This window comes from Xenorhabdus koppenhoeferi (assembly GCF_900116635.1).
Lineage (GTDB): Bacteria > Pseudomonadota > Gammaproteobacteria > Enterobacterales > Enterobacteriaceae > Xenorhabdus > Xenorhabdus koppenhoeferi.
The window spans coordinates 51085-66716 of the sequence record NZ_FPBJ01000012.1; the positions used below are offsets into that span (position 1 = coordinate 51085).

Here is a 15632-nt window from a genome sequence, read left to right on the forward strand (position 1 = left end):
AACCCGGCAACGACCAAACCAATAAATGCGATGTAAAGAGCAGAATGGGTTAAATGAGGGTAATTTTCCTGTTTAACTTAACATATTGATTCTGCGTAATTCTGTCAGAGAACCAGAGTTTATGAGGCTGGTTTATTCATGTTGATCCCCTCAAAGGTTTGCATCATACTTAGTTATACATCAAATTTTCAAATCTGAGGTAACATGGCTAAACATCCTGTAGAACAATCACCTAAGCTGGATTTTACAAATTTAGATTTTGTTAAATTTGGTAAATACCTCAGTAAATACAGTATTGTTGATAAGAAAGGAAGATACCTTCATTGGAGTCAACTTAAGTGGCGGGTTCCCAATAAAGAAGCTGAAAACATCTGGTATGCGGTAAAGTTCCGTAGAGATCAGGCAAAAAAAAACATGGGCTTGTTTGATAAAAACGGGAATGAGTTTCATTTTTGCATACATGATTCGCTGGAACCAAAGTTGCATAAAATTGTACAACTTGGTGCAGGTAAGGTTGCCGCAATCGCAGGATCTCAAGCATCTGGTCAAGTTCAACAGAATTATTTAGTTTCATCTTTACTAATGGAAGAAGCCATCACCAGCGCTCAATTGGAAGGTGCAGCAACCACCCGAGCTGACGCAAAGAAAATGCTAGAGGAAGAATTAGCGCCCAGCACTCCTGATGAGAGAATGATTCTGAATAATTATATGTTATTAAGGCTAGCGAATAAAAGAAAACAAGAACCCCTTACAAGGGATCTAATGCTTGAATTTCACAGAATAGCTACTCATGGTGTATCTGAAAACGAAAATATACCGGGGGAAGGTTGATTTCGTAGCGGGAAGGGTTTTGGCTTCCCGCTTTTACATATTAACTTTCACCATTCCTCCATTTCCCACGAACAAAGTATTGTTTATCGGTTCAGCTTATTGGATTATAGAGGATTATGTTAAAGCGCTTTTTGTATTGAGGAAAAAACGATGAGTGAGGCAGATGCCCGCCCGACAAACTTTATTCGTCAGATTATTGACGAAGATCTTGCAACGGGTAAACATACATCCGTACATACCCGTTTCCCACCTGAACCCAACGGTTATCTGCATATCGGCCATGCTAAGTCGATCTGCCTGAATTTCGGCATCGCTCAAGACTATCAGGGACAATGCAACCTACGTTTTGACGATACAAACCCGGTTAAAGAAGATATTGAGTACGTTGAGTCGATTAAAACTGATGTTCAGTGGCTGGGTTTCCAGTGGAGCGGCAATATTCGTTACTCTTCTGACTATTTCGATACTCTGTATCAATACGCCATTGAGTTAATCAACAAAGGACTGGCGTATGTCGATGAATTGAGTGCTGACGAAATCCGTGAATATCGCGGGACTTTGAAACAGCCGGGTAAAAACAGTCCGTATCGTAATCGTAGCGTAGAAGAAAATTTCGCTCTATTTGAAAAAATGCGGGCGGGTGAATTCGGGGAAGGTAAAGCGTGTCTGCGAGCCAAAATCGATATGGCATCTCCCTTCATCGTGATGCGTGATCCGGTGATCTACCGCATTAAATTTGCAGAGCACCATCAATCGGGTAATAAATGGTGCATCTACCCGATGTACGATTTCACGCACTGTATTTCCGATGCACTGGAAGAGATCACCCATTCCCTCTGTACACTGGAATTCCAGGATAACCGTCGTCTGTATGACTGGGTATTGGATAACATCACGATCGATTGCCATCCGCGCCAGTACGAGTTTTCTCGCCTGAATCTGGAATATGCAGTGATGTCGAAGCGTAAACTGAACCAATTGGTGACAGAAAACATTGTTGATGGTTGGGATGATCCGCGTATGCCAACCATCTCTGGTTTGCGTCGCCGTGGCTATACTGCTGCATCTATCCGTGAATTCTGCCGCCGCATTGGTGTAACGAAGCAGGATAACAATGTTGAAATGGCTTCATTGGAATCTTGTATCCGTGATGACCTGAATGAAAATGCACCACGCGCGATGGCGGTTCTTGACCCCGTTAAACTGGTGATTGAGAACATGCCGGAAGGTGAAGTGATCCTGACGATGCCTAACCATCCGAACAAACCGGAAATGGGGAGCCGTGAAGTGCCATTCAGCCGCGAACTTTACATTGACCGTGCGGATTTCCGTGAAGAAGCAAACCGTCAATATAAGCGTCTGGTGCTGGGTAAAGAAGTGCGTCTGCGTAATGCGTATGTGATTCAGGCTGAGCGTGTTGAAAAAGATGCAGAAGGCAACATTACGACGATTTATTGCCGATATGATGAACATACCCTGAATAAAGATCCGGCTGATGGTCGTAAAGTCAAGGGAGTTATTCATTGGGTAAGCTCTTCACATGGCGTACCAGCGGAATTTTATCTGTATGACCGCTTGTTCAGCGTACCAAACCCGGGTGCGGAAGATGACTTCCTGTCTACTATCAATTCAGAATCGCTGGTGATCTGTAAAGGCTTTGTGGAGCCTGGTTTGGCAAACGCATTGCCGGAAAAAACCTACCAGTTTGAACGTGAAGGTTACTTCTGTGCTGATAGCCGTCTCTCAAGTGCTGATCGTCTGGTGTTTAACCGCACGGTTGGTCTGCGTGATACTTGGGCAAAAATCTCACAGGGATAATATATACACTTCGTCTTTCAAACCGCCTCTTTGTTGGCTGCGCTCGCTCACCCCGGCCACATAGTTATCTATGCTCCCGGGGTAATGAAAATTAACTCGTCCAGTTAAGATTAAAAGTTGCCTTATAGTCACATATTGTTTAGGGTTATTGCCTGTTCAGGTTTGTACAATATTTACTCAATGAAAAGAATAATAAATTCGGACGAGGTAATTTATGAAAACCGTTAAATTACGTACTTTGGCAGCCCTCATCACGGTAGTTGGATTTATTGGAAGTTCTCATGCGGAAATGTCATCCTCAGCATCACTACGGATGTCACCACAACAAATAGTGGATTCACTGAGCCAGTTAAAAGTTAATTTTAAAATCATTGATAATCAGGCCGGATCACATGGCACAGATTGCGCCATACTCGGTGCGGACTCAGCCGCTTGTAATCGGGTTAATATCACCTTGAGTAATGGTAATCAAGCGATCCATTCTGCTGATTGGGCGATCTATTTTCACAGCATTCGCCAGATCCTGAAACTCGATAATGACCAATACAAAATCACCCATATTACGGGGGATTTACATAAATTGGAGCCAACAGAGAAATTCAATGGCATCAAAGCGAATGAAAAGATTGTCCTGCCAATCATCGGAGAGTATTGGCAAATTTACAGTACAGATTTTATGCCTCGCTGGTATGCAACTTCCGGCGATGCCGTCCCTAAGATACTGGCGAATACCGATACAGAAGACATCAGCCAATATTTATCTGATCTGGAAGGTGATCTGTGGAAACGCATCATGGAAGATCATAATACTCTGATAACACCTGAAAATCGTTTTGCGAAAAATCAATCGATGGTAAAAGCGAGCGAGGGTAAACTGCGTGGACAGATTATCCCCACACCGAGAAAACTTTCCATTCATTCTCAGGATGTCGATTTATCCCGGGGCGTGAAATTAGAATTGGGCGGGGTAGGTGATAAATCTATTAAGGTGATCAGAGAACGTTTCAAATCCCATAATATTCCTTTAGCGGATAACGGTTATCATATTGCGACTCAAATTAATGCAAACAAATTCACCGGTAACTGGCGAATAAAGGGCGCTTATTCGTTGGAAATTACAACTAAAGGAGCACAGATAATTGCATTTGATCAATCTGGTGTCTTTTATGGTCTGCAATCCCTGTTTTCCTTATTGCCCGCCAACGGCACACCTAAAATAGCCACATTGAGGGCAAAAGATGCGCCGAGATTTGAATACCGTGGCGTGTTCCTTGATGTAGGGCGCAATTTCCACAGCAAAAAAGCCGTTTTGCGTCTGCTCGATCAAATGGCTAACTACAAGTTGAACAAATTCCATTTCCACTTGAGTGATGATGAAGGTTGGCGTCTGGAAATTCCCGGTTTACCGGAGCTGACAGAAATTGGTAGCCAGCGTTGCCATGATTTAAGTGAGACTAAATGCGTATTGCCACAATTGGGATCTGGGCCGAATAACAATAACATGGGCAGCGGTTATTTCAGTCGTCAGGATTACATTGATATTCTGAACTACGCTAAAGCTCGCCAGATAGAAGTGATCCCGGAAATTGATATTCCGGCTCATGCCCGGGCCGCAGTTGTATCAATGGAAGCGCGTTATAAGAGGTTAATGGCACAGGATAAAGAACAAGAAGCCAGTGAATATCGTTTGCTTGATCCGACCGATACCTCAAACACCACATCCGTACAGTTTTACGATCGCCGGAGTTACCTTAATCCGTGCCTGGATTCCTCCAGGAAATTTATCGATAAGGTAATAAGCGAAATCGTTGCCATGCATAAAGAAGCCGGATTGCCGTTAAATACATGGCACTTTGGTGGGGATGAAGCAAAAAATATTCGTTTGGGGGCAGGGTATCAGGATAAAGATGGCCCAATTATGCCGGGAAAAGGGATTATCAACAAAAAAATCGAAGACAAACCGTGGGCTAAATCCAAGGCTTGCCAGAAGATGATAGCGGAGGGTGTGATTAAAGATGTTGATGAACTCGCCAGCTATTTTGCTATTGAAGTCAGTAAGATCGTCAATACTCACGGTATTGACACAATGCAGGCATGGCAGGACGGCTTGAAGCACGCCAAATCAGCCAAAGATTTCGCCACTAAACATGTTGCGGTAAACTTCTGGGATACCCTCTACTGGGGGGGCTATGATTCGGTGAATGACTGGGCAAATAAAGGTTATCGGGTCGTTGTTTCCAACCCTGATTATGTCTATATCGATATGCCGTATGAAGTTAATCCGAAAGAGCGTGGTTACTATTGGGCAACTCGGTTTAATGATGAGGAGAAAATTTTTAGCTTTTCCCCGAATAACCTGCCACAAAATGCAGAAACATCGGTCGATCGCGACGGCAATAACTTCAATGCCCACAGCAATAAACGCTGGCCGGGTGCTTATGGAATGTCAGGGCAATTGTGGAGTGAAACAGTGCGAACGGATGAACAGATGGAATATATGATTTATCCGCGTTTACTGCCGTTAGCGGAACGGGCATGGCATCAAGCGGGTTGGGAACTGGATTATCAGCAGGGCAGAGAATTTAAAGGCGGAATAACGCGTTATGTCGATATGGCTGAGTTTCATCATGACTGGGTACGTTTTGCCAATCTGATAGGGCAGAATGAACTGGCTAAATTAGATAAAGCGAATATTTCATACCGTTTGCCTGTGCCGGGTGGAAGAATTGTTGGGGGAATATTTGAAGCCAATATTGCCTTGCCGGGTGTTGTTATCCAGTATTCATTGGATGATGGTAAAACATGGCAGGTTTACGATGACAGACAGCGCCCCTATGTTACTGATAATGTGAAAATTCGCTCAGTCAGTACCGATGAGAAACGTTTTAGCCGGATAGAAGAAGTGAAATTTTAACGCATAAAAGTGAACTGCCGGTTAGCTTAGCTAACCGGCAGTTACTATTCAAACTAAATGAAATACCAGAAGCAAATTACGTCATTACTTCTTTATTGCATTTACTTTTTATGAATTTTCATCATGCAGAGCGCTATCTTTGCGACAATCACCAGCAGCACAGTGACCGTATAAATAAAGGCTATGGTTTGAAAGCTTAATCCCATAACGGTCAGCGATGATTTTCTGACGTTCTTCGATAAACTCGTCATTAAATTCAATGACTTTACCGCAATCAAGGCAAATCAGATGGTCATGGTGATGTTGCTGAGTGAGTTCAAAAACCGATTTACCACCTTCAAAATTGTGGCGAGTGACAATGCCGGCATCATCGAACTGGTTCAACACGCGATAGACAGTGGCGAGGCCAATCTCTTCACCGATATCAATCAGTTTTTTGTAGAGATCCTCCGCACTGACATGATGGCATTCTGGGTCCTGTAGCACTTCCAGAATTTTTAGTCGTGGAAGTGTTACTTTAAGTCCAGCATTTTTCAATGCTTTATTGTTGTCGGTCATGCGGATTCAGTCCTGTAACTTGAGTTAAGTGAAATTATGATACTTAGGTGTATCGTGAGGGAATCATAATTCTGTTTCACGTTGCTGATTATAGGCATGGATATTCAAAATGAAAACCATGCCAGACCTGATATCATGACACATTATGCAAGAATAATCCTGTGGGAAAGGGAAACTTATGCCCCCAAAATCTCTGATAGACTCATTTCGGTCTTGATTTTCTGCACCCAAGCTTCAACGCGCTCATCAGTCAATTCTGGCTGACGATCTTCATCAATGGCCAGACCGATAAAGTGACTGTCATCGGCCATGCCTTTAGAGGCTTCAAAGTGATATCCTTCGGTCGGCCAGTGGCCTACGATAATGGCACCATTAGGTTCAATAATATCGCGAATGGTGCCCATAGCATCACAGAAATACTCTGCATAATCTTCCTGATCACCACAGCCGAACAGGGCAACAAGTTTTCCTTCAAAGTTGATCTCTTCCAATGTCGGGAAGAAATCATCCCAATCACATTGAGCTTCACCATAATACCAGGTTGGGATGCCAAGCAGCAGAATATCAAAGGATTCAATGTCTTCTTTGCTACTTTTGGCAATATCGTGGATTTCAGCAACATCAGTACCGCCCAATTTTTCTTGGATCATTTTGGCGATGTTCTCTGTGTTGCCTGTATCGCTGCCGAAGAATATACCTATTATTGCCATAAAATGGGTTAACCTCTTGTTTTATAAGTGCATTAAGCCTATGCACATTGCGCTGAAATCAGCAGGAAAAGTGTCAGTTTTAATAAAATGAAAAGCGTTATTTTGACCAAACATCCATGACAAATCTGTCAGATTTGTGTGGTGATGGTGATAGCGTTTCATTGCTGTTGAGTAAAATCAGTTAATCGGCAAGGTGATTTTTTTCTGCCAGTTGAGCTAACAGCATCTGTTCAATCAGTTCACTGCGACTGATATTGCGCTGTTTTGCGAGATGATTCAGTGCATAGACAGCATCTTCGTTGAGCTTGAGTTCTACTCGACACAGTCCTTTGACTTTATCCCGTCGCAACTGATTACGTTTATTGATCCTAAGCTGCTCATCTCTGGGCAGCGGATTTGTTTTAGGTCGCCCCGGCCTGCGTTCATCTGCGAACAAATCCAGTGTAGTGCGATCAGTTTGTTCTTTTGCCATAAATTCAATTGATAAAGGGCGTGTACCAATAATATAGCGGGCAATAATACCTTAGCTGGATGCGTGTCGCTACTGGTTGATGGGGGAGATTGTTAGAATCAACATTTATGATGTAAGCATTTTTCGTATCATACGGGTAAGAAAATCGAGTCATTTATTAGTGTTGCTGATTATTTGCAAAGTGCAAAATTGGTTGGCAGAAAAAAACTTAATGGTGATATTTTTGGCGATACTCTTTTGGTGTCAGCCCATTGTAACGTTTAAATAATTCCCTGAAATAACGGGTATCTTCATAACCCACTTCATGGCTGATCTCTTCAATAGTTTTTTGGGATTTTTCCAGCCAGCGTTTTGCCTGTGACAAACGGATCTGCTGGATATATTGGATTGGTGTTTTTCCCGTGGCGATTTTGAAGCGGCGTTTCATTTGCCGCTCACAAAGATGGATCTTATTGGCTAAATCAGTGACGGATAAGATTTCAGAAGGAAAAGCGTGCATCCAGTCTTGCAGTTTGTGGATCAACATATCGTCATGTTGGCGATATGGCGTAAAATTGACGGAATCTGACGATAACTCGCTGTCATTTTCACCTAACAGAAATTTTGCACATTGCCCTCTGGCATATTTTCCATAAATTAACTCCACAATATTCAACATACAACTACCACCGCCGTAAGCGCTCGAGATACAAAAACGATGATTGTCACGAATGACCTTTTTATCGCTATAAAGCGGAATATGAGGAAATAATTCTTTGAATTCAGAGGAAAAATGAGGGTGAATGGTTGCACTTACCTGCAATAATCCTGCTTTTGCCAGCATGAAAGTGCCTGAACATATTGAAACGATAGGAATGTGTTTTTCATCCATAGTCCTGAGCCATTCCATGATTTCCTGTGAACAATGCCGTGGATCCCATTCAGGAAAACCCAGTGAACCGATCAGAATGATATCGGGTTTCAACTCCTTTAAGTGGAGAGAATTGAAAAGAGGGGGATAAAGAATACGGTGGGGAGAACTGTCGGTATCATCACAGAAGGAAGTAGAATCATCCGCCATAAATAGACCGTTGGTGTCATTTATTTGCGGGCTTGCAGGGGAAATAATGCTGACATGGGGAATAGAGCCGCCAATGGTGTTGGCGGCAATGGTCAGTATTTCAATCGGCATGGCAATCGATGTAACAGACGTGTGAGAAAAAACTAATGCAGTGATAGCGACTTGTTTCATATTTATATTCTTTTCCTTAAGAACATTTTGTTATGTTAGTTTCATAATGAAATTAATTCTAAGGAGAAATAAGCCCTTATGTTCCCAATGAGTTTTCCGTCCTGATAATCACTTAGTCTGCTGATACCAAAGTTGAGCGTATAAACCGTCTTGCTGCACAAGGGCATCATGTGAATTTGATTCAACAATTTTTCCCTGATCCAAAACGAAAATTTTATCGGCATGGCGAATGGTATTCAGCCGATGAGCAATACTGATCACCGTTCGGTTTCGGCATATTTCATCCATATTGCTCATGATGGCGGCTTCAGATTCATAATCCAGTGCAGAAGTGGCTTCATCAAGGATCAGGATCTTTGGGTTACTCAGCAATGCCCTCGCCAGTGCGATACGTTGGCGTTGCCCGCCAGAAAGGTTATTCCCTTTTTCACCAACAGGGTGGGCGAACTTGTGGGGAAATGTATTGATAAAATCAGTCGCCCCTGCTAAGGCAGCTGCCTGATAGACTTCTTCATCACTGGCATTGGGTTTGCATAAGCGAATATTGTCCGTGATGCTGCCGGAAAATAGAATGCTTTCCTGTAAGACAACACTCATGTTGCGTCGCAGCGATACAGGATCAGCAATTGCTAAATCCATGCCATCTACCAAGACCTGACCATGTTGTGGCACATATAGGCGCTGTAACAATCGGGTCAGCGTGCTTTTGCCTGAACCTGACGGCCCTGTAATGCCGATAAATTCTCCAGCCTCAATTGCCAGTGACAGGTTCGCCAGAACTTCAGGTGTATCAGTATGATAGCGGAAGCGAATATTTCTGAACTCAATCTGGCCTGCCAGTTCAGGTGCCGATGCCAGCCCCTGTTTACTGTGTTCCATAGGTTCATCAAGAATATCGCCGACCCGTCGCAGGGCGATCAGCGTATGCTGAAAATCTTGCCAGACCTGAGCTAACCGCAAAATCGGCTGGGTAACGTGTCCCGCCAGCATATTGAAAGCAATCAATCCACCCGGAGACAAATCGTCATCAAGCACACCTATGACACCCCACCACAAAAGCAGGGCCGCAACAACTTTCTGGATCAGACTGATCCCTTGTCCTGCTGCCAGTCCGCTTTTCTGGGCGGAAAAACGTTGGATCAACTGTTGACTCAATACTTTTTTCCATTGGTACAAAAAGCATTTCTCCGTTGCGGTAGTTTTGATGGTTTCAATGCCTGTGATGGCTTCGGTAAGGAAACTAACGGCATTGGCATCAGATTCATACTCTTTTTCTACCTTTCGCCGAATGATTGGCCCGATAGTGATCCAGAGCAGGAAATAGAGCGCCAGAGAACTTATCACGATCCATGTCAGCAGGGAGGAGTAATGAAACATGACTCCCAGAAACAGAATGATGAAAATCAAATCAAGCAGCAGCATAAGCGTAGAGCCAGTCAAGAACTGACGGATCTGTGTCATTTCCCGGACGCGGGAGATAATTTGCCCAGTCTGGCGTTGCTTGAAATAGGGCAGGGGTAATCCAACTAAATGGCGGTAAAGCCTGCCGGAAAGCTCCGAATTGACCTGGCTGGCCATATGCCCAAACACGGTGTTGCGCAGGAAGCTGTACAAGGGTTCAGCCAATGCCAGTGACAGCATCGCCATGCCGAGGACATGCAGGCTAGAGATACTCCGCCCGACCAGTACCTTATCAATAACATTTTCAAACAGCAAAGGTGATGCCAGTGCGAAAAGCTGCAACACAATAGCAAACAGGAAAATATCCCGCAATTGGTTTTTCTGCCTGAAAATAGAAGGATAAAACCAGCTCATGCCGAATTTGACTTGCTGCGTAGTCAGGGACTTATCTGCTACCAGTAGTATTTTATATTCGCTCAGCTCTTTGGGTTCACTTAGCGCTTTATGCTTTTTGGGTAAATGATGTATTTCGTGTTTTCCGGTAGTGGGATCAAACACAGTAAATCTGTCAGAATGGATTTCTGATAACACCCACCAGCGCTGTTCCAGCTCAATTAACGCAGGTAAAGGTATTGTGGCAGAAGTTGCGGGAGTCAGGCGATCAAATTTACTGTGCAATCCGAGCGAATCAGCGGCTTCACGTAGTTGCTGATCTGTCAGCGCCAGGGAATCCAGCCCCAGCACATGGTGTATTTGTTCGACAGAAGCCACTTTGTGAAATTGTTTCCCCAAATAGGCAATGCATTCCAAAGCATGATTTTGCAAAGTGGCATCCGCGGCACTGGTAAAGGAAAAATTGTCAGTCATGATTATTTTTCCCTCAATGCTTCAGATTGATATTCCTGAATCGGGCTGAGCAGATAATCAATAACTCGCCGCTGATCCGTTTTGATTTCCGCAACGATGGACATACCTGCCGTGATTTCGACTGGTTTTCCATCCACCATAATATTGTTCTGCCTGAGGCTGATTTGGGCAGGGAAAACCAGTCCCAATTGCTCATGCGTGGTGGAATCCCGTGAAATGCTCAATAACTCCCCTTCAATTGTGCCATAGCGGGTATAAGGGAAAGCATCGACTTTGACCGTAACATGTTGCCCGGGGCGGACAAAACCAACATCTTTGTTCAGGATCTGGACTTCAGCAAGCTGGACATGATCATCCGGCACAATCACCATCAAATTCTGGGCAGGCTGTAGAACTGCACCGAGAGTATGGACACTCAATTGCTGGACTGTGCCGGTTACAGGAGAACGTACAATCTCCAGTTCTTCCCGCTCCTGTACTTTGGACATTTCCTGTTTCAGTACAGCCAATTGCATTTCGGCCTGTTTTCTTTTTTCAAACCATTCCCGCTCTTTTTGTACTTTTACGCTTTTTAAACGTGCTTCCAGACTTTTGTATTGAGTAATTAGAATACTCAGCTCAGATTTTTGCTGGGCGATCAGCCTTTCTGTTTCCAGAAATTCCTTCTCTTGTTCCAGATATTCCACCTTGCTGATGACCTGCTTTTGGCTCAAGGTTTTTCGCGCCTGTAAACGCTGGCTGATGTTTTCGCGCAGATGGCTCAATGACTGAATATCACTATCCCGCGCTTTCTGATGAGTGACATTGACCTCCATTTCTGCGTAGATATTGGTGATGCTTGAATCGAATTCCTGCTTTTCGTGTTGATAATGCTTCAGAATCTTTGCCTGTTTGCCCTCAGGTTGTTGCTGGAAAAGTGGCAGGGATTTGGGATCATGTTTTCCGAGCAGGGCCTGATAGCGAATCTCTTCTTCTGTCAGATAATCACGTTGTTCGATCAGACGGGCAATATCTTGATTAACTCCCAGTGTATGGAGTGTAATCAACGGCGCACCTTTCTCAATGTGCTGCCCATTTCCCACATGAATGGCAATAATGCGGCTCTGCTCATAAGCCTGAATGATTTGGGAACGGCCGGAGACAATCAGTTGTCCGGTTGCGGTGGCCTGTACATCTAATTTCCCCAGACAGGCCCAGAGTAGGGCAACCAGAACTCCAATGCTCAGGGTTATCGCCGTATAACGGGCAAACGGGGAAGGCGGGCGTTGTGATAACGCCAAGTGCGTCGGAAAAAAATCATAATCGGGCGAAGGGGCGCGTAACCTTTCCATTGCTTTGAGTGAAATAGCTTTAGGCATGGAAATCGCCTTCGTAAAAATCACTTTAAGCATGGGAAGGTTCCTCTTGCTTTAGTTCTTGTTGTAGTTGCCAAAGTTTCCGGTAGTGCTTGCCCTGTTGCAGAAGTTGTTCATGGCTGCCTTGTTCAATGATTTGGCCTTGGTGCAAGACAATAATCCGGTCACATTGACGTACCGTGGAGAGTCGGTGTGCAATGGTGATAACTGTCCGGCCCTGGGAAATATCCGCCATATTGGATTGAATAACGGCCTGTGATTCGTCATCCAGTGCGCTGGTGGCTTCATCAAGGATCAGGATTTTTGGATCTGACAGCAGCGTCCTGGCAATGGCCAGACGTTGCCGCTGACCGCCTGATAAGGATTGACCGCCTTCAGCGATCACCGTGTCATAGCCCATTGGCAGCTTGAGAATAAAATCGTGGGCGCCCGCCAGCTTTGTAGTCTCAATCACTGCGGACAACGGGACATCAGGGCATGATTGCGATAAATTCTCATACACAGTTTTATTGAACAGAAAATTTTCTTGCAGCACGATACCGATCTGCTGCCGGATAGATTCAATATTAAGATTCTGTAAAGGAATGCCATCCAACATGATGGCTCCACTTTCCGGGGCATAAAGCCGCAGCAGCAAACGTGCAAGAGTACTTTTACCTGAGCCGGAGGTTCCCACAATACCCACGGTTTCACCCGCCCGGATATTCAGCGTGAAATGGTGAATAGTGGGGGGTAAATCGGGCTGATAGCGGAAGACAATATCAGAGAATGAAATGGCTCCCTGTAATTTAACCTGTTCATTTCCTGCTTGATATTCTGTTGGCAGGTTCAGCATATCCCCCAGCTTATCAATGGCGATGCGAGAACGGATAAATTGCCCCCAGAGCTGCACCAGTTTCGACAATGGTTGTTGGGTATGGCTTACCATCATATTGAAAGCGATCAGCTGACCGATGGTCATATGCAGGGAAAGAACTTCTGAAGCGCCAAGCCAGATAATCACGGCACTGGTGACTTTTTGTAACATCATCACAATATGACCAGAGCGATTATCCCATTGCTGTACATCATAGCTGGTGCTGACCATCTTTTCAGTCTGGCTATCCCAGCGACGAATAAAACGAGGCTCAGCGGCAAGGCTTTTTAACGTCTCGGCACCCGCGACGGTTTCGGTCAGGAAAGAAGTATTAATCGCTGCATGAGTGAACTGTTTTTCCACCGCCTTTTCGATTTTGGGAGTAACCCACCACGCAAGCAGAGCATAAGCAGGTATGGTCAGCAGAAAAAGCAAGGTCAGCATACCGGACAGCAGGCTCATGACGTAGATAAAGACAAACATGAACAACACATCAATACACAGTGTGAACATGGAGCCGGTTAAAAACTCCCGAACGGTTTCCAGTTCCCGTATCCGCGTCACAATTGCTCCCACTTGACGGGTTTTGAAAAACAGTAATGGCAGGCCGAACAGATGCTGAACCAGTTTCAATCCCAGTTTTATATCAATCCGGTTGGCGGTGTGGGCATACTGGTATTCGCGCAGCCCCTGAAGGATCACTTCAATCAACCCGGCAACCACCAGCCCAAAGATCAGTACATCCAGTGTAGAAAATGCCTGATGGACGAGAACCTTGTCCATAACCACTTGCACCACCAGAGGAGAAATCAGTGCCAGAATCTGGAGAACGAAAGAGAACAGGAGTATCTCCGTGAGGTTTTTCTTTTGTCTGACAAATTCAGGAATAAACCAACTAATATTAAATTGGTTACTTTTTTGTTTTATTTTCATCCACCTGCCACTCCATAGATTGATAAATTTTTCTTTATTTAAGATCTCTGGTTTTTCGTGGTAAGGTTTTTGGATCAGTACACATCGTTCATCATATTTTGCCAAAATGAAAGGCTGACCATCACTGTCGAATAAAATGGCCGGTAGCGAAATGGCTTCTAACTTCTTATTTATAGAATATTTATTTTTAATTTTAATATGGTATTCTTTTTGTATTTTGTTTAAGGCAGAAATATAATCATCATTATCACTTAAGATTTTATTGTGTGTGTCAGCATAGCTTAGATTAGAAATCATTATAATTAATTTAATCAATGATATTGTTTTTCTTTCTATTTTATTCATTAAAGGCAATCTATTTTTAATAACAATCGGATCTCCGTTTAGGGAGATAACCTGAAAAGGATTATAGCTTTTTTTTAAATGAGTTAAATAAATTCTGCGAAATACATTATCTGTTATCAAGGAGTTTATGAGTGTTGGTCATTAGGACAAAATGCAGTGGTTAAACAGACATTTTGCACTTTATATCTTGATCTTATCAGGTGAATAGATATATTTTCGTTCAAAGTAGTCTGCAGATCATTTTATTTATCAGCGTATATTTTACTTACCATTTTGCTTTTGATTTAGCTTATTCTGCTTAGGAAATTGTAACAATAAAGTTAAATAATAAATGAAACCATAATATAATAAATATGGGATTCGTTTATTATTTAATTAATTTAATGATAATTTAATGATAATTTAACATCATATTAATGTTTATTTAATGGATAACAATATGTCTGAGAAATTCGTACAAACCATTTCAAGTGTTAATTACAATAAAGGGATTTTCTCTCTTTATTTTGTTGGACAAGAACCTAATCGAATGGCCAATGGCACACTGGCAGAAAGCGATCAGGAATTACAACTGAAACAAGTTATTCACATGCCTGCGTCCGGTTTTATGTATATGGTTTCCATGGTGAAAAATATGTTTGAAGATCCAAGAATGGAAGCTGAAATCAATAAGCTGATCGCCGCTGGTTTTTTACCTGTGCCTGAACTAAATCCTGAGATAAATGAAGGAGAAGCACCTGTTGCGGCAGAACCTGTTGTTGCAGAAACCATTGAGCCTAAAAAACGCGTAACCCGCAATTCTGAAACATTAAAATAATATCAGTAGAACGCTTATCAGGTAGTTGCTAACCTATGATGATTACACATCAACCAGCAACACTGAGTACTGCTGAGATACAGGCAATGATTGGTGGGGTGATGTTGCTTTGTCAGCACTCCCCTTTGCACCGACGCTACTTAGTTGCAGAGTGGCAACAGCGTATCTTGCCGTCGTTCCAGTTTAATCAGTTTTGCTATTACGAAGATAAACATCAACGCCCAGTTGCTTTTTGTAATTGGGCTTTTTTATCTGACCGTAGCCGGGACGTAATTCTTGCCGGAGAGCGAGAAATATCACTAGAAGACTGGCGTTCCGGTCAGCATATCTTTTTTCCAGAGATGATTGCCCCTTTCGGACATGCTCGTGCCATTGCCTGTGATCTTCGCCGGCGTGTCTTTGCAGCATGGAAAGGGCAAAAAGCCTGCACAGTCAGGGGAACTCTGGATGTTCAAAATGACCACTGTATCCGCAAAGTACAGTGGTTCTCAGTTTAATTTTTTTATCTAACACCAGGATTATTT

Annotated in this window: 12 protein-coding genes; 5 read left to right on the forward strand and 7 right to left on the reverse strand. The window is 43.4% G+C overall.

Features of this window, described 5'->3' with window-relative positions; translation table 11 throughout:
- The first annotated feature begins 204 nt into the window (after positions 1 to 204).
- From BM329_RS05935 to BM329_RS05945, 3 genes are all read left to right on the forward strand, one after another.
- Positions 205 to 831 (forward strand): Fic family protein, encoded by a 627-nt coding sequence (locus BM329_RS05935; protein WP_245759020.1) that lies wholly within the window; start codon positions 205 to 207, stop codon positions 829 to 831.
- Between the two features lie 150 nt (positions 832 to 981).
- The gene (gene glnS, locus BM329_RS05940; protein WP_092550247.1) at positions 982 to 2649 is read left to right on the forward strand and encodes a glutamine--tRNA ligase; all 1668 of its coding nucleotides are present in this window, start codon (positions 982 to 984) and stop codon (positions 2647 to 2649) included.
- Positions 2650 to 2863: 214 nt separating this feature from the next.
- Positions 2864 to 5563, forward strand: coding sequence for a beta-N-acetylhexosaminidase (locus BM329_RS05945; RefSeq protein WP_092550250.1), 2700 nt, complete (start codon positions 2864 to 2866; stop codon positions 5561 to 5563).
- 108 nt (positions 5564 to 5671) lie between these two features.
- Here the strand turns inward: BM329_RS05945 and fur are convergent, their stop codons facing one another.
- From fur to BM329_RS05980, 7 genes are all read right to left on the reverse strand, one after another.
- Positions 5672 to 6121, reverse strand: coding sequence for a ferric iron uptake transcriptional regulator (fur, locus tag BM329_RS05950; protein ID WP_092550253.1), 450 nt, complete (start codon positions 6119 to 6121; stop codon positions 5672 to 5674).
- Positions 6122 to 6297: 176 nt separating this feature from the next.
- Positions 6298 to 6831, reverse strand: coding sequence for a flavodoxin FldA (gene fldA, locus BM329_RS05955; protein ID WP_092550256.1), 534 nt, complete (start codon positions 6829 to 6831; stop codon positions 6298 to 6300).
- 181 nt (positions 6832 to 7012) lie between these two features.
- Positions 7013 to 7303: a LexA regulated protein gene (gene ybfE / locus BM329_RS05960; RefSeq protein WP_092550259.1), complete on the reverse strand. Its 291-nt coding sequence runs from the start codon at positions 7301 to 7303 to the stop codon at positions 7013 to 7015.
- Between the two features lie 208 nt (positions 7304 to 7511).
- Positions 7512 to 8534, reverse strand: coding sequence for a GlxA family transcriptional regulator (locus tag BM329_RS05965; protein WP_092550261.1), 1023 nt, complete (start codon positions 8532 to 8534; stop codon positions 7512 to 7514).
- 108 nt (positions 8535 to 8642) lie between these two features.
- Positions 8643 to 10802, reverse strand: a complete 2160-nt coding sequence (locus tag BM329_RS05970) for a type I secretion system permease/ATPase (RefSeq protein WP_092550264.1) — start codon at positions 10800 to 10802, stop codon at positions 8643 to 8645.
- A 2-nt stretch (positions 10803 to 10804) separates the two neighbouring features.
- On the reverse strand, positions 10805 to 12160 hold the full coding sequence (locus BM329_RS05975) for an HlyD family type I secretion periplasmic adaptor subunit (protein WP_177216199.1): 1356 nt from the start codon (positions 12158 to 12160) through the stop codon (positions 10805 to 10807).
- A gap of 25 nt (positions 12161 to 12185) precedes the next feature.
- Positions 12186 to 14291 (reverse strand): type I secretion system permease/ATPase, encoded by a 2106-nt coding sequence (locus tag BM329_RS05980; RefSeq protein WP_092550270.1) that lies wholly within the window; start codon positions 14289 to 14291, stop codon positions 12186 to 12188.
- Between the two features lie 439 nt (positions 14292 to 14730).
- On the opposite strand from BM329_RS05980, the gene rtxH reads away from it, so the two are divergent.
- Positions 14731 to 15108, forward strand: a complete 378-nt coding sequence (gene rtxH / locus BM329_RS05985) for a protein RtxH (protein ID WP_092550273.1) — start codon at positions 14731 to 14733, stop codon at positions 15106 to 15108.
- Between the two features lie 35 nt (positions 15109 to 15143).
- Positions 15144 to 15605 (forward strand): RTX toxin-activating lysine-acyltransferase RtxC, encoded by a 462-nt coding sequence (gene rtxC, locus BM329_RS05990; protein ID WP_092550276.1) that lies wholly within the window; start codon positions 15144 to 15146, stop codon positions 15603 to 15605.
- Positions 15606 to 15632: the final 27 nt, after the last annotated feature.

Coding starts and splice junctions, on each gene's coding strand:
- BM329_RS05935 (WP_245759020.1), top strand. CDS start 205: ATGGCTAAACATCCTGTAGAACAATCACCTAAGCTGGATTTTACAAAT.
- glnS (WP_092550247.1), top strand. CDS start 982: ATGAGTGAGGCAGATGCCCGCCCGACAAACTTTATTCGTCAGATTATT.
- BM329_RS05945 (WP_092550250.1), top strand. CDS start 2,864: ATGAAAACCGTTAAATTACGTACTTTGGCAGCCCTCATCACGGTAGTT.
- fur (WP_092550253.1), bottom strand. CDS start 6,121: ATGACCGACAACAATAAAGCATTGAAAAATGCTGGACTTAAAGTAACA.
- fldA (WP_092550256.1), bottom strand. CDS start 6,831: ATGGCAATAATAGGTATATTCTTCGGCAGCGATACAGGCAACACAGAG.
- ybfE (WP_092550259.1), bottom strand. CDS start 7,303: ATGGCAAAAGAACAAACTGATCGCACTACACTGGATTTGTTCGCAGAT.
- BM329_RS05965 (WP_092550261.1), bottom strand. CDS start 8,534: ATGAAACAAGTCGCTATCACTGCATTAGTTTTTTCTCACACGTCTGTT.
- BM329_RS05970 (WP_092550264.1), bottom strand. CDS start 10,802: ATGACTGACAATTTTTCCTTTACCAGTGCCGCGGATGCCACTTTGCAA.
- BM329_RS05975 (WP_177216199.1), bottom strand. CDS start 12,160: ATGCCTAAAGCTATTTCACTCAAAGCAATGGAAAGGTTACGCGCCCCT.
- BM329_RS05980 (WP_092550270.1), bottom strand. CDS start 14,291: ATGAATAAAATAGAAAGAAAAACAATATCATTGATTAAATTAATTATA.
- rtxH (WP_092550273.1), top strand. CDS start 14,731: ATGTCTGAGAAATTCGTACAAACCATTTCAAGTGTTAATTACAATAAA.
- rtxC (WP_092550276.1), top strand. CDS start 15,144: ATGATGATTACACATCAACCAGCAACACTGAGTACTGCTGAGATACAG.